Raw genomic sequence first — 15,407 nt, forward strand, 5'->3', positions numbered from 1 at the left:
CATATTGTTTCACGCAGGCCGCTTCATCAGCAGGTCTGCCACATATCCCGCACTAAGCGGAATAGGGTCGTATTGGTTGAATTCTTCCATCAGCCTCGATATATTCGTTTTATACAGAGGGGTCTCCATTATAACATCAAATGCTTCACTGATCTGATCTGCACGGGGATTTTCTGTATGCAGGTTAATACCATACTTCATGTATCCAATCCTGGCAGATGTTTCGTTCTTGCACTCGTCTGTCCCAGCTGCAATGATGGGAACGCTGTGCTGCAGGCTTAATAACACGCCGCCATAACCTCCATTGGTGATAAAGGCGTCTGCATAAGGCATCACATCCTTGAAAGGAATATAATCTTCAATGATCACATTCCGGTAAGGATATCTTGTACGTAATACTGCCGTATTTGATCCGCCTGTTGTGACGATAGTGAGCACATTCGAATCGCGGAATGCTTCCAGCGCAGGAATGATGATCTTATTAATATCTTTTTCTGTTCTGCCCTGTGTAACCAGTACGATCTTGCTGTATTGATGCAGCCTGTTATCAAACCAGGGTGCTCCTTTTTTCCCAACTGAATAGGGGAGCAGGGCGCCTATATACCGGATGTTGCTTCCCATATCTCTGCGCTGGTATTCCAACCCGGGAGTGCCTATCTGCAGGACGAGGTCAGCGTTCTTTACAATACTGTCCAGCATATTGACACCTTTGTTCCTGATGCCATATCTCCTGAAGACCTGCTCATGTACTTTACGGGATTGTTTGAACAGTATCTTATCTATGAGAAAACGTAAAGCTGCTTGTTTTAACCGGCCGAAAAAATGATAGGAGGGAGGCATACCAAGACCATAGGGAGGCAGGTCGCGGGATGCTTCTGCCAGCGGTACTACGCCAATGGCGATCACAGGTACGCCGAGTATCTTACGAACGATAGGAGCGGCGGTGAACATGTTGTCCACTATCAGGATATCGAAAGGAAATGCCTCATAGATGTAGCGGATGTCCTCAAAGTGTCTGACGGTAGCTACATGTTCATCATTTACAGCCCTGTGTTTTCCCGGTGTGTAATGATAAATGTACAACTGGTGGAATTTAGCGGTATAGTATTTCGATGCATACCATCTTACATCACACCCCAAATCCTGTAAATACTTCGCTAAACCTGTCAAAGGATCAATATGGGCATCAGTTGAGATAGTAGCAAATAATACTTTCTTACCGGCAAGTTGTTCGATACTACTTGTCATAATAAAATATTAAAAGCGTATGTGATAATGCTTGTAAAAGAATAGCGTTACTAAGGTTTACAGCATTAACCTTAATGGTTATTATGTTGACAGGAACGTTGCACAGGAGTTGTAGGTTCAGCGTGTAAGTGAAGTTGTTCGTTCGATAGAGTGATACAAAGCTAAGGGATTTCTGATGATAAAAACACGCGCTTGTCGAAAAAAGAAATGTTGTAGTCCCCTTTTAGGATAATCTATTAATTGTCAGCTTAACGACTTATTTTAGGGGCATTTAAATCCGGTTCCATGTATTATGAAAGGCGTTAATACCCTGCCATTAATCTTGTGTCTGAGTCTGGCTGTAATCTTTTGCAGGCATCATGCCATAGCACAGCAGACGCCTGTTTCCCGTTATGACGTGTCCTGGGATACACCGGGTAAAAGTGCTGCTGATGCCATGCCCTGTGGAGGAGGAGATATTGGGCTGAATGTCTGGGTGGAAAATGGAGAGGTACTATGCTATCTGTCAAGAAGCGGCACATTTGATGAGAACAATGCCATGTTAAAACTGGGAAGGGTGCGACTGAAATTATCCTCAGGGCCGCTTGGGCTGAAAGGATTTAAGCAGGAGTTAAAACTGCAGCAGGGAAGTGTGCGGATCCGGGATGAGCATACGGATATGGAGATATGGGTGGATGTATTTAATCCCGTAGTACATATCGATATAAAGAATGATGATCCGGTGAAGGTGACCGCTACTTATGAATCATGGCGATATGCAGATCACCTCATTACAGATACCAGAGAATGCCGTACAAATTCCTATAAGCGCTTACAATCATTCCCCATTACAACCTATAAAGATGATATAAGTTTCCAGGGAAATGATGTTGTTTTCTATCACCGTAATCGTGCCGGTGTGCAGGATGTTTTTTCATATACGGTACAAATGGAAGGGATGGGAGCAGTGACGGACCAGTTGTATGATCCTTTAAAGAATAACACCTTTGGCGGCATGATGCGGGGCGATCAGATGGTAGCAGCAGGAATAGATTCAGGTACTTACGCAGATGCGGCTTATCGCGGATGGTCTTTGCAGAGTAAGAAAGCGGTGCGTTCACAGCATCTGACAATAGGGCTGGAAGTGGCACAAACTGCCGGTGTCAGTGAGTGGAGCGAAGCGTTGCAGTACATAATGGAAACTGCGGGTAGCAACCGGGATGCAGCCCGGCGTAAAACACTGGCATGGTGGCAGCAGTTCTGGGACAGGAGTTACATATACATAGATAGTAAAGATACGGCAGCAGTAACTGTCGGACGCAACTACCAATTGTTCCGTTATATGCTGGGATGTAACGCCTTCGGCAAATGGCCGACTAAATTCAACGGTGGTCTTTTTACGTTCGATCCGCGTTATGTCAGTGCACAGTATCCTTTCTCTCCCGATTTCCGCCTCTGGGGTGGCGGTACGATGACAGCGCAGAATCAGCGGCTGGTATACTATCCATTCCTGAAAAGTGGAGATGCCGATCTGATGAAAGGACAGTTTGATTTTTATCTGCGGATAAAGAAGAATGCGGAACTCCGTAGTCAGACATACTGGGCGCATCCTGGCGCCTGCTTTACAGAACAGATTGAGAACTTCGGCTTGCCTAACGTCACCGAGTACGAACCTAAAAGACCTACCGGCGCCGATCCCGGCGTGGAATATAATGCATGGCTGGAATACCAGTGGGAAACAGTGTTTGAATTTTGCCTGATGATGCTGGACGCGAACCGTTACACCGGCATATCAAATCCTGAACATATTGCATTCATCGAAAGCTGCCTGACTTTTTACGATGAACATTACCGGCAGCTCGCAAAGAAAAGAGGTGTTAAAGAACTGAATGAAAAGGGACAATACATACTGTTCCCAACATCAGCAGCGGAGACCTTCAAAATGACCTACAATTCCACAACAGTTATTGCTGCTTTACAGGTCATCCTGCAAAGAATGTCTGAACTGCCGGAAATACAGGAAGACACATTGCGTCTGGGCAGGATCTTACAGATGAAGAAAAGAGTGCCGCCTATTGCGTTGACAGAATTCACCGGACATACAACCATTGCACCGGCGCTTGCCTGGGAAAGGGTGCAGAATACGGAGACACCACAATTGTACCCGGTTTTCCCCTGGGGTATCTACGGAGTGGGTAAGCCTGACCTGCATATTGCGCGCAACACCTGGGAATATGATCCACATGCGGTGAAATTCCGCAGCCATGTAGGATGGCGGCAATACAACATTTTTGCTGCGCGCCTGGGACTGACAGCAGAGGCGGCAGCACTCACGAAACTAAAGTTCGCCAATGGTCCTCACCGCTTTCCCGCCTTCTGGGGGCCCGGCTTTGACTGGACACCCGATCATAACTGGGGAGGAGCCGCCATGACCGGTTTACAGGAAATGCTGTTGCAGGTGGATGGAAACAAGATCTACCTGTTACCCGCCTGGCCGGCAGAATGGAATGCGGTGTTCAAACTGCATGCACCCTACAATACCATTATCGAAGGAAAGGTGAGTAATGGTAAAGTGGAGCAGTTGAAAGTGACACCCGCCGCCCGGGAGAGGGACGTGATCATCATGTAAAACACGGTGGCATGTGGTTTGTACCCCATTCATATCTTTCCCCAATTAATGATAACGGATGAAAAACGGTACAATGATGCAATACTTCCACTGGTACGTACCAGGCGACGGAAGTTGGTGGAACAAAGTAAAACAGGAAGCACCGAAACTGGCTGCCCTGGGTATTAACGCCGTTTGGCTGCCGCCTGCCTATAAAGGTGCAGGTGGTATCGACAGCCGTGGTTACGATGTATATGACTTCTATGACCTTGGTGAGTTTGATCAGAAAGGAACAGTACGTACCCGTTACGGTACCCGCCAGGAATACATCGACGCTGTCAAAGCTATTCATGACGCCGGTATGCAGGCATATGTGGACATTGTGGTCAACCACCTGATGGGAGGTGATGAAACAGAAAAGATAACTGTCAGGAGAGTAGATCCTGAAGACAGGAATAACTTCACTTCTGATCCAATGCTGGCCGAGGCCTATACCAAATTTGTTTTCCCCGGACGTAAAAGAACTCATTCTGCATTTATATGGGATCATCAGTGTTTTACCGGCATAGATCATATCACCGGATCTGACGAAGATGCGATCTTCAGCATACAGAATGAATACGGTGAAAGATGGGAAGATGTAGTGGACGAAGAAAAAGGCAACTTTGATTTCCTGATGGGTGCTGATATCGAATTCCGGAATCCCGCAGTGCGTGAAGAAATAAAGCGATGGGGAGAATGGTATTACAATACTGTGAAGCCTGATGGCTTTCGACTGGATGCGGTGAAACATATTACGCCTGGTTTTATGAAGGAATGGCTGGACCACATGCGGAAAATTACCGGCAGGGAGCTTTTTGCTGTAGGAGAGTACTGGGCTGCCGACGACGTAGAACCGGCATTGAAATATATCGACGCCATTGAAGGAAGAATGTCCCTGTTTGACGCATCTTTACATCATAACTTCTTTGATGCAGCCAAAGCGGGCAAGGAGTATGATCTTACTACCATCTTTGAAGGCTCGTTGGTATTGCAGCAGCCTGCCCTTGCGGTGACTTTGATCGACAATCATGATACACAACCACTACAGACGCTGGAAGCTCCCGTTGAGAACTGGTTCAGGCCAATAGCGTACTCCCTGATATTACTGCGTGAACACGGTTATCCCTGTGTTTTCTATCCCGATCTGTATGGTGCAACCTACACCGGCGAAAATGAGGATGGAGAGGAGGTTACGATAGAGCTGGCGCGTGTGGAGGGACTGGACAAACTGCTCGCCGCCCGGGATCAGTATGCTTATGGCCCGCAAAGGGATTATTTCGACCATCCCAATTGTATTGGCTGGACACGGGAGGGAGATGAAGAACATAGCGGTTGCGCTATTGTGATCTCCAACTCAGAGGAAGGAAACAAACACATGGAAATTGGAAAGCGTTACGCAGGGAAACCGTTTAAGGATATATTGGGCAGGCGTGGGGAGGAAGTCGTGATAGACCAGGAAGGATGGGGCGATTTCCGCTGTGCTGCGGGTGCAGTATCAGTATGGGTGCCGGGGGAATGATAGTAGCTGGTACATCGCGAACAGCAAACGGGGATTTTTCCTTTTATCCCAAAATTCGCTGTATAGCCGATTGCTTCTATTATATTTACCCTGAAACCATTTATCAATCAATTTATGACCAACAAGATCTTATTGCCCCTGCTGCTTACAGGTGCAGTCATTGCGCGGATGGCTGTATTGCCGGCACAGGCGCAGATGAAACCCTCGCCTTCCAGAGTATTGGCTGTTGACTCTTCCGTAGTAACCAAACATGAAGTGACGATCAAAGGCCAGCGGGTGCCTTATACCGCTACCGCAGGCAGCATTCCCGTGTGGGATGATGAAGGCAAACCTATTGCCGGTGTGTTTTATACTTACTATGAAAGAGATGATGTAAAAGATAAATCCGGCCGTCCGCTGGTGATCTCCTTCAACGGAGGCCCCGGTACGCCTTCCGTATGGATGGAGATCGGTTATACCGGTCCGCGGATGCTCAACATAGATGATGAGGGCTACCCGGTACAGCCCTACGGTATGCGCGATAATCCGCATTCCATCCTGGATGTTGCCGATATAGTGTATGTAGACCCTGTGAATACAGGCTATTCCCGCCCCGTGAGTAAAGATATTCCCGGCAGCAAGTTTTATGGCGTGAATGCTGATATCAAATACCTGGCGGAATGGATCAATACTTTCGTAACCCGCAAAGGGCGCTGGGCCTCTCCCAAATTCCTGATAGGCGAAAGCTATGGTACCACCCGTGTATCCGGACTGGCGCTGGAGCTGCAGGATGCGCAGTGGATGTACCTGAATGGTGTTATTCTCGTATCGCCGACAGAACTGGGTATACTGCGTAACGGACCATTGGACGCTGCCCTGAAACTGCCTTATTTTACGGCTACTGCCTGGTACCATAAAAAGCTGCCCGCCGACCTGCAGCAGAAAGATCTGAATGATGTACTGCCTGAAGTGGAAAACTTCACGATCAATGAGCTGGTCCCTGCATTGTCAAAGGGCGGCGCGCTGGATGATGCACAACGTAAAAACATCGGCGCCCGTATTGCACGTTACAGCGGATTGAAGGAGCTGGTGGTGCAGGAAAATAACCTGGATGTGTCTACGAACCTTTTCTGGAAAGAACTGCTGCGTGACCAGGGATATACTGTCGGCCGGCTGGATTCCCGTTACAGGGGTATAGATCGTCAGACAGGTGGCACAAGCCCTGACTATAACGCAGAGCTGACTGCCTGGTTACAGGCCTTTACACCAGCTATCCACATCTACCTGCGGGATGAACTGAATTACAAAACAGACCTGAAGTATAACATGTTCGGCGATGTGCATCCCTGGGACAGGAAGGATGACAAGACAGGTGAGAACCTGCGTCAGGCCATTGCCCAGAATCCTTTCCTGCACCTGCTGGTGCAATCCGGGTATTACGATGGGGCCTGCGATTATTTCAATGCCAAATACAGCATGTGGCAGCTGGACCCCAGCGGCAAACTGAAAGACCGTCTGAAATGGGAAGGTTATCGTAGCGGGCATATGATGTATTTGAGAAAGGATGATCTGGCTGCAGCAAATGAGAACCTGAGGAAGTTTATCATGGAATCTATCCCGGCCAAAGGACAGGCCGCAAAATATTAAAACAGGAGGCTCCGTACAGGAGCCTTCTTTCTTTACCGTAATATTGTGTATGCAAAGGCTCATCGCACATATCAGCAAGTTTATAGACCTGACGGAAGAAGACAAGGAGATCATACTGTCCTGCCTACAATACCAGGAGGTAAAAAAGAAAGAATACCTGCTCCGGCAGGACGCCATCTGCAATGCCAATTATTTCATTTTAAAAGGTTGTTTCCGCCAGTATTACATTGATGAAAAAGGATCTGAACAGATCATCCATTTCGGTATCGATAACTGGTGGATCACTGACTATAACAGCCTGGATAGAAGAATGCCCTCACAATACTTCATACAGGCCGTAGAACGCTCTGAAATAGCTGTGCTGGACTGGAGAGTTCAGGAGGAGCTTTTTGCCAAAATACCAGCCCTGGAACGTTATTTCAGACTAATCCTGCAAAGGGCATATGCTGCCTCCATGCAGCGCATCCGGTACATCTACGATTTTACCGGCGAAGAACGTTATTATCATTTCAGCAACCTGTATCCCGAATTCCTGCAGCGCATCCCGCAATATATGGTGGCATCCTACCTGGGTTTCACACCCGAATTCCTGAGTAAGATCAGGGCTAAGAAAATCTGAACAGTCATTTCTTGAAGGGAAACGCCTTTCTTTTCCCAGGAAGAAAGAGCCATCCTGGCCCTCACCGAAGAGGTGACCCTGATCAGCAATCATGTGAGCGATGCCACGTATAACACGGCCATACAGGTGCTGGGCGAAAAGCTGACCGCCCAGGTAATGATGGCGGCCGTGGCTATCAACTCCTGGAACAGGATAGGGATTGCCACCAGGATGATGCCTGCATGAATATAGTTAGTATAGTATAGCAATATAGTGGGACCTATAACCTACAGGCGCTGTACTATAGCGTTAAAGGCACTATTCTATAGCCATCGCTATAGAATAGTGCCTTTAACGCTATAGTACAGCGCCTGTAGATAGACAGTGGATACGGATACGTACCATAGTCGTACACTGTTGTTACCCTCCTGACCACATGCCTCCGCAATTCATATAAGTAATTATCTTTATGCCCGGCCTAAACCTGCCTGTAATTAATGAAAACCATACTTATCCTGGAAGAACTGGCGCTTTTCCTGCTCGCCATCCTTGCTTTTCACCTGCAATCGCCATATGCCTGGTGGCTGTTCCCGGCATGTATCCTGTTACCCGATCTTTCCATGCTGGGCTACCTGGCCGGCAACCGTACCGGCGCTTTTATTTACAACCTGGTGCATCACAAAGGCATCGCGCTGGCCGTTTATCTGGCTGGTCTGTACTTCCGCCTCGACTGGATCGTTTTCACCGGCATTATCCTGTTTGCCCATTCGGTAATGGACAGGATGTTTGGTTACGGTTTAAAGTATGAAACCGGTTTTAAAGACACACCTGGGTAAGATCGGGAAATAATAGTCTTACTTTTTCAGATGTCTGATCAGGAATGCGGAGGTCGCTTTGTCGACCGTAAGCCCATTACTGTATTTCATCCAGTGATGGGTATCGTCGGGAATAGCGAGATACTCAAATGGCACACCTTTGTCCTCCAGCCGGCGGAAAAGGTCGATGGTCTGGCCGAAATCCACATTGCGGTCGTCATCAGCATGAATGAGCAGTACCGGCGAGGTCCAGGTGCTGACATAGGCCACGGGCGAGGACAACCATGACACTTTTAAAGCGGTATCAACATCCGGAGCCGGGTTGGCAGTAGGAGGAGGTAGAAATTGCGTACGGTTATGCACACCGTGTACATCTACGCCTGCGGCGAATAGTTTTGAGTCCCTGCCCAGGGCGTGTGCGGTCAGAAAGCCTCCATAGGAGCCACCATATACACCGATCTTTTTAGCATCCACCTGCGGTTGCGCCGCCAGCCATTCACCGGCAGCTTTGATATCCTGGTATTCTGATGCCCCGATGATGCCGGCATGCGGCGGCTTATGGAATTCGTAGCCATAACCGATGCCCAGTCGGTAGTTCACCGACAGTACTATAAATCCCTGGCTGGCCAGGTATTGGTTCACAGCGTAAGCATTGGCATAATAGTCCATGTAGTGCCAGCCGAGCAGCATCTGGCGCTGAGGGCCGCCATGGATGTATACAACGGCAGGATGTTTTGCTGCCTTGTTTTTTGGTTCAAACAGCTGCGCATGCACCAGTGTGCCATCAGGCGCTTTGAAGGTAACCGGCTTCGGTGTCACCATCTGCGCCGCAGGGAAATTGCCTGGCAATAGTTCCTTGCCTATTACACTGGGAACGCCTTTCTGAAAAGGCATCACTGCAGGCAGTAAGGGTTGCTGTGCAGTACCGGCAAATGTGGCAATCGTCTGGCCATCGCCGGTTACGACAGGGTATGTTTCAATACCATCCCCCGAAGTGAGTATTTCCATCGCTGCTTTATCGACCGGTACGCGGGCGAGATGCCTGCGGTCTATGTCGGTAGCTGTGGAACCCGTATTGGCGCTGAACACGATCCATTTCCCGTCAGAAGTTGGCTCAATATGTTCGGCCATAAATGCGCCTGGCGTAAGTAACAGTGGTGTGCCTCCTCCTGGTGCGATGGAATAGAGATGTGGCCATCCATCGTGGTAGGAGAGGAACACGATCCTGTCATTCACGGGCCAGTTGAGATTCGTACCACCATCCGTGGTTGGAATGGAACCGCGTAGGGTAACGGGCGCTTTCCATAGCAGCCGGCCTTCTCCGCTGGCTACATCTGCTGTCCAGATAGCCCAGGGCTGGTGTCTCCTGGCCAGTAGTGAATCGGTAGCACCACCGGTACCGGGTATACGGATAAAGGCGATCTGTTTGCCATTGGGCGACCAACGGGGCGAAAAGTCTTTGGAAAAGCCAGGGGCCATCCATTGCAGCGGAGTACCTGCGTTGCGGTATACACCAATATAGGAATGATCATTACGGTTGTTCGCAAATGCAAGTCCGGAGCCATCGGGCGCCCATACAATACTGTGACAGGATCCTTTGAGCGTAAGCAGGTTCCGGGCGGGAGCAGCGCCGTCTGTGGGAGCGATCCATATCTGACCGCCCTTGATGAACGCAACGCTGTCGCCACGGGGGGAGATGACGGGAAAATCGCCTTCTGACAATACTTTGGCAGTACCACCAGCAAAAGGTACTGACCATACTTCAGTTTTGGGAGGTATGGGCTGGTGGGTGGCATTCACAGGATTACTGCTTTCTTTTCCACCATGATCACCTCCACGGGTATACACTACCCATTTACCGTCAGACGATATAGACAGGCTGCTGATCTCCTGTCCGTCGTCCTGCGTGTAGCCGGTGAGTTTCCGGGGAGTAAAATCAGGACCGGTGGCAACATATACATTCCTTTTTCCCTGTTCATTCAACGCCCAGGCAATACTACTGCCGGTGGATGCGCTGGTAAGCAGGGAGGGGAAGGGATAACTGGTAACCGCCTCCATCGTAAACTGTTGAGCGTTTACGCAGTATATGTGCAGGAGAAGGGTTGTGGAGAGAAGGATACTTCTGATCATGAGTAGCAGGAGAATTAAAATCAGGAATTAAGAATCAGGAATGAGAAAATACGAATACAAATTGACATTCCGATACTTTAGTCAATTCATTACAGCCGGCATCGGTGAAGAAGCGCTGCTGTACTGAGTTGCTGGTTCCTGACCCTTAATTCCGATTTCAGTGGGCTACTGTTTCTGCTGCTGTATAATATTCCTGATCACAAATTCAGTCAGCGCGTTGCGCCCGGCAATACCAAGTTTGCCGGCGATCCTGTACCTGTGATTTTCGATAGTACGGATGCTCACATTTAATTCATCAGCCATCTGCTTGGTGCTTTTGCCTTCTGCGATCATTTTTATGATGCGGTTTTCAGCTTTACCAAGCCTGTGATACAGTGCCTGTTGTGCGGTTGATGAGTTAGCAAGAGATACACTTCTGGTTTCGTCAGGTGTATGCACATGATTGAACTTGGCAAAACGGCCCAGTCGCGAGCGAATACTGAGCAGCAGGTCGCGTTTTCTGAACGGCCTTGCCAGATAATCATCTGCGCCAAGGTTCATGGCCATGCGCATTTCCTGTTTGTTATCTTTTACACTGATGAAGATCAGCGGAATATGATCAAAACCAGGGTCGTTCCTTAGTGCCATAATGAAATGATGCCCGCCTGTTCCGCGCAGGTGTGCACCACAAATGATAAGATCGGGTTGCTGTTGCTGGCAGATGATGATTCCTTCTTCTTCTGAGGAGGCTGTATGGATGTCATAAGATTGGGTAATCAATAACTGCCGGGTCTGTCTTACAAATACCTGATCCTCATCTACAAGTAAAATTTTATAGACTGCAGTATTCATCAGAAAAGTGTTTGCAGGTTGATATACAGGTATGAATGTAACCGATTACAATACCCATATACATGGCGGATACTGGTCAGGCATTAATGGCTCCGGTCTCCGCAGGCCAGAATTACTCGTGTAATAACAGAATGGAATGGTCGTGTGCATTTTAAATTGGTTAATATTAATGAGTTAGCGGTAGAATGCAGACACACGTATGGCATAGTTTTTTTCCGTTGCGCGTGCAGCCTCCATCAGCTGTTTTTAAACATGGTCTTTCAGGTAGAAGATATGGGAATGGTCTTTCCAGTGGCGTAAATATGAATAGAATAACGGGTGCGATTTCAACTAATGATCTTCGTCATATATAAAATAAGCGCTAGTACTCAAAAAAAGGTGAGCATATACTTACTGCTTATTCCCGCCGGGCCTGGTAAAGCGATCTAGGTAACTACATTTATATTAGTAAATATAGTGATTTGTTCACATATAGGAATTTTATGCTGTGAATGAGGGAACAGAGAGAATCTCATAGAAATAGGGTAAAATAATATTACAGAAAATGTCATTTTGAAAATATGCGTACAAGGGTGATAAGAAAAGTTATCCACATTTCGGGTCGTTTCCTTGTTTAAAAAATGTGAATAACCACATTCTTCGTTGGGCCGGTAAGGGTAGTTATAACGTTCAGCCACCATATGTTTATTGTATGAGTTAAAATATATATTTGAATGCCCCGAAGCCTTCATCAGCAAGGTTATTCCAATGGTCATATGTATATAAAATATCATGTGATTGATCCCGGAAAATGGCCATTTTTATATGCCAAATTGCATAGTATGTGCCCCAATTTCATTTGTAATGTTTTGATTTATAACCGAGAAGTAGGAGGGGTTAATGCTCATTAATTTTTAAAAAGATATTGTTTTATCAATAAATATAGATATTTTTATATTCGAATTTACTATATCCTTGACTGTCGGATATTTATAAATCATAATCCTAAACCAATGAAGAACGCTGCCTTATACGAATTGTGGACTGCTCTGAGAGCAATTTTCCATATGCCTGACCACCGTCCCCGGCTTGCCCGGATCTATATATATAATAAGAGGACAATTGGTGCACGGCGTTTCTAATGAGAGCAATACATTGGTACAACAGCATTCAAAATACACTACTTGCAGTAATCCTAAGCCTATGCGCATAAATTATAACTCTCGCTTAAATCTGCAAACGATGATGCAGCAGCGAGTTGGCCTGGTCTTTACCGATATTAAAAAGATGTCTGATCGCTGCCTGTTCATGCTACTTTTTATAGTAGGTATGACCTGGTTGCCAGCGAAGGCCAATATTCCGACAGCCGGAAAAAAAGCAGCTACCGGTATTACCGTTAACGGTAAACCATATACCAAATCCGTTGACATTTGGGTAACATATTCCTACAACGGTTCCGGTGCTGACGGCGCCGTAAAGGTGGGAGACCAGATCGACTATAAGATCTTTATTAAAAATACCGGTGATGAAGCCCTCACAGTGCGTGTAGTGGACACACTGCCTGTACACACCATTTTCTATGGTGCTTCTCCAGGCGGTACGCTTAATAATGATGTACTGTCATGGAACAACCTGCCACTGGCTCCCGGCGCACAGACCTCAGTTTCCTTTTCCGTGAATGTGGATGGTGCTTTAACCGGTGTAGACTATATTAATAATACCGGTTATGTAGACATCGGAGATGGACTGGGATTAAAGCACACTTTCGCACCTGCGGTTGACAACAACATCAACTCCGCTATAGGTGTCGACAAAGGATGGCCTGCTACAAGGACCCCGGTTGATAATGGTATGAACTCCATCGCCTGGATGAGCGTGAACTACACCGGTACTGGTCCGAACAATACTATCCAGTCAGGCGACCTGGTTACTTATGTAATACACGTACAGAATACAGGTACCGAGCAACTGAAAGATGTGGTGATTCAGGACTTCGTTCCCATATATACCAACTTCTACGATGCACCCGACGCAGCACCTGACGCTAATAACCTGCTGCAATGGACGATCCCTTTACTGGATCCGGGACAATCAGTTGTCCGTTCTTTCCGTGTAAGGGTGGCGACAGACCTGACAGGCGCTAAAGCTATCGTAAATACAGCGACCGTAAATAACGGGAATGGTAAAGGATTCGTTGAAACATTGCCATCCCTCGCTACCGATCCTAACCAGCCAGATCCAAATGGCGCAGGTAAAGAATCTACTACTATTCCTATCGTGAGTGTGACTTCTTTCGAAGGATGGAAAATAGTACTGAATGCCAGCGGTGAGGCCAGTGTAACTTCAGGTGAAGAACTGTCATATATTATATATGTACGCAACACAGGTAACGTTACTATCCCTACCCTCCAGGTAAGTGATCCTGTTCCTGCACTGACGACTTTCGTATCTGCTACAGATGGTGGTATCCACCTGGTAGGTTCCAACACAGTAATGTGGGCAGTAAATAACCTGGCTGCAGGTGCAATTGCCACACTCCACTTTAAAGTAAAGGTTGATCCGCTGCCTGATGGTATCAAGAGTATCGATAACACAGCAAGGATACAGATCGGTGGTAACTCCGACTCTACGTCCAAAGCAACATACCACTGCGACCCTAAAGAAGCAGGTTGCGATAAGGGAACCGTAACAAGTATCAAGACAGCCGGTAAGGCTGCAGGTATGGTGATCTCCAACGTGGTAACACCAAACGCAGATGGAAAGAACGACCACTTTATAGTAAGAGGAATTGATAAATACCCTGACAGTCAACTGTTCATCTTCAACCGTTGGGGAGGCATTGTGTACCAGGACAAAAACTATCAGAACACCTGGGATGCGACAGGATTAAGCGAAGGTACCTATTACTACCGCCTTGAATTGAACAGCCCTACCGAAGGAGTAAAGGTTTTCAAAGGCTGGGTAATGATTATTAGATAATGAACTGTGATCCTAAAAGTGCAATTATGTACATGACAAAAAAATGGTTTACTGTAGTATTATTACTTTGCCTGGCAGCAGGTTCCCGTGCACAGCAAAGTGTCCAGTTCAGCCAGTATATCTTTAACGGATTGAGCATCAATCCCGCATATGCAGGTTATAAGGATGTACTGCATCTTAACGCCGCTTACCGCCAGCAGTGGACCGGTATAGACGGTGCTCCACGTACTGCCAGTGTATCGCTGGACGGTCCACTGAACAGAGGTAACAAAGACGCAAACGTTGGTCTGGGTGTACAGGCCATGATGGATAACCTCGGTCCTCAGAGCGCTGTTTCTCTTTATGCTTCCTATGCATATCGTATACGCCTCGATGAAGAAGACACGCGCCGCCTGTGCCTCGGTATCGGCGTAGGTGCAACACAGTATGGCCTGAGCGGTAAAGACCTGATCTACCTGGATAACGGCGACCGTATCATTCCTGATGGTTCTGCCAAGTCTACCGCTCCTGATGCACGTGTAGGTATCTATTACTATACTCCTTCACTTTATATTGGTCTCTCTGCACTGGATCTCTTCTCCAAGTACAGTAGCTCCGGTTATAAATGGAGAGGATATACATATGAAAGTATCCGCAGAAAACAACATGTTTATTTAACTGCAGGTTACATGTTCCCGGTGAATGATAACATTTACCTCAAACCATCAGTGCTGTTCAAAACCGACTTCGCAGGTCCTGCAGGTCTGGACGCAACATTGATGATGCACATTGATGAACTTTTATGGATTGGCGGTTCCTACAGAACGAATCTCTCTGTATTCAACAAGAAATCAGTTGTAAGTAATACATCACTTGACAAGGCCAATGCGGCAAGTGCTATCCTCGAATATTACGTCTCTCCCAAGTTCCGTGTAGGTTATTCCTATGACTACAGCATGAACAAACTGGCAGGTATACAGGGCGGCTCGCATGAACTTTCGATCGGTCTATTATTTAATTCAAAGCTTTTCAGCACATCCAATCCCCGCTATTTTTAATATTTAAAAGATCATC

General features: G+C 47.2%; 11 protein-coding genes. 8 read left to right on the forward strand and 3 right to left on the reverse strand.

The window, feature by feature from the left end; translation table 11 throughout:
- Positions 1–9: 9 nt before the first annotated feature.
- The gene (locus L3C95_RS06910; protein ID WP_236386087.1) at positions 10–1,248 is read right to left on the reverse strand and encodes a glycosyltransferase; all 1,239 of its coding nucleotides are present in this window, start codon (positions 1,246–1,248) and stop codon (positions 10–12) included.
- A 292-nt stretch (positions 1,249–1,540) separates the two neighbouring features.
- On the opposite strand from L3C95_RS06910, the gene L3C95_RS06915 reads away from it, so the two are divergent.
- The 6 genes from L3C95_RS06915 (at position 1,541) to L3C95_RS06940 (ending at position 8,456) form a co-directional block, all read left to right on the forward strand.
- Positions 1,541–3,856 carry a DUF5703 domain-containing protein gene (locus L3C95_RS06915; RefSeq protein WP_236386089.1) on the forward strand — a complete coding sequence of 772 codons (2,316 nt, stop codon included), beginning with the start codon at positions 1,541–1,543 and terminating at the stop codon, positions 3,854–3,856.
- Between the two features lie 58 nt (positions 3,857–3,914).
- Positions 3,915–5,396 carry an alpha-amylase gene (locus L3C95_RS06920; RefSeq protein ID WP_236386090.1) on the forward strand — a complete coding sequence of 494 codons (1,482 nt, stop codon included), beginning with the start codon at positions 3,915–3,917 and terminating at the stop codon, positions 5,394–5,396.
- A 114-nt stretch (positions 5,397–5,510) separates the two neighbouring features.
- Positions 5,511–7,022, forward strand: coding sequence for a S10 family peptidase (locus tag L3C95_RS06925; protein ID WP_236386092.1), 1,512 nt, complete (start codon positions 5,511–5,513; stop codon positions 7,020–7,022).
- A gap of 49 nt (positions 7,023–7,071) precedes the next feature.
- Positions 7,072–7,641 (forward strand): Crp/Fnr family transcriptional regulator, encoded by a 570-nt coding sequence (locus L3C95_RS06930; RefSeq protein ID WP_236386094.1) that lies wholly within the window; start codon positions 7,072–7,074, stop codon positions 7,639–7,641.
- Positions 7,642–7,713: 72 nt separating this feature from the next.
- Entirely contained in the window at positions 7,714–7,866 is a 153-nt protein-coding gene (locus tag L3C95_RS06935; protein ID WP_236386096.1) for a hypothetical protein, read from the forward strand.
- A 251-nt stretch (positions 7,867–8,117) separates the two neighbouring features.
- Positions 8,118–8,456, forward strand: a complete 339-nt coding sequence (locus L3C95_RS06940) for a DUF4260 domain-containing protein (RefSeq protein ID WP_236386097.1) — start codon at positions 8,118–8,120, stop codon at positions 8,454–8,456.
- Positions 8,457–8,474: 18 nt separating this feature from the next.
- Here the strand turns inward: L3C95_RS06940 and L3C95_RS06945 are convergent, their stop codons facing one another.
- Positions 8,475–10,565 (reverse strand): S9 family peptidase, encoded by a 2,091-nt coding sequence (locus L3C95_RS06945; RefSeq protein WP_236386098.1) that lies wholly within the window; start codon positions 10,563–10,565, stop codon positions 8,475–8,477.
- Between the two features lie 165 nt (positions 10,566–10,730).
- Positions 10,731–11,396 (reverse strand): response regulator transcription factor, encoded by a 666-nt coding sequence (locus L3C95_RS06950; protein ID WP_106602516.1) that lies wholly within the window; start codon positions 11,394–11,396, stop codon positions 10,731–10,733.
- A gap of 1,221 nt (positions 11,397–12,617) precedes the next feature.
- Here L3C95_RS06950 and L3C95_RS06955 point away from each other — a divergent pair.
- Together L3C95_RS06955 and L3C95_RS06960 are read left to right on the forward strand one after the other, a co-directional pair.
- Positions 12,618–14,354 (forward strand): gliding motility-associated C-terminal domain-containing protein, encoded by a 1,737-nt coding sequence (locus L3C95_RS06955; RefSeq protein ID WP_236386099.1) that lies wholly within the window; start codon positions 12,618–12,620, stop codon positions 14,352–14,354.
- Between the two features lie 26 nt (positions 14,355–14,380).
- Positions 14,381–15,391 (forward strand): type IX secretion system membrane protein PorP/SprF, encoded by a 1,011-nt coding sequence (locus L3C95_RS06960; RefSeq protein WP_236386100.1) that lies wholly within the window; start codon positions 14,381–14,383, stop codon positions 15,389–15,391.
- Positions 15,392–15,407: the final 16 nt, after the last annotated feature.

Origin of the sequence: Chitinophaga filiformis (genome assembly GCF_021646545.1) — a bacterium.
Classification (GTDB): domain Bacteria; phylum Bacteroidota; class Bacteroidia; order Chitinophagales; family Chitinophagaceae; genus Chitinophaga; species Chitinophaga filiformis_A.